The organism is Fulvivirga lutimaris (genome assembly GCF_009711525.1).
Taxonomy (GTDB): Bacteria; Bacteroidota; Bacteroidia; order Cytophagales; family Cyclobacteriaceae; genus Fulvivirga; species Fulvivirga lutimaris.
Genome location: NZ_SMLV01000019.1, coordinates 1 through 297, shown reverse-complemented (window position 1 = coordinate 297; position 297 = coordinate 1). Strand labels below are relative to the sequence as shown.

1 protein-coding gene is annotated in these 297 nt (G+C 32.0%); it reads right to left on the bottom strand.

The genetic code is table 11. The features are described 5' to 3' along the window. On the bottom strand, positions 1–297 hold a 297-nt coding region (locus E1140_RS00040), incomplete at both ends, for a sulfotransferase family 2 domain-containing protein (protein WP_185153299.1).

The following is a 297-nucleotide window of genomic DNA, read 5'->3' as shown; positions in this document are numbered from 1 at the left end:
TCCTTATACACTTCATTTACAATCTTAAATAATTCTGGATCATAATATTCTAAATAGTCTTTATGGTCTGATTTATTCTTATGAGGTAAGTCCACGTTAACACCAAGTGCCTCCTTTACTATCTTGAAGTCAGCATTAATCTCTTCAAAACGTCCAATGAAATCCATCTCTAGCCTACTGTTAATTGTTTTTAAAAATTTTACTTGCGGAACAAAGTGAGGTATTTTCATGATATTCATTCTCTCTCTTGAATTTTCAAGTGCTCTAACAAACTGAGGAAATGTGGTATACTTAACC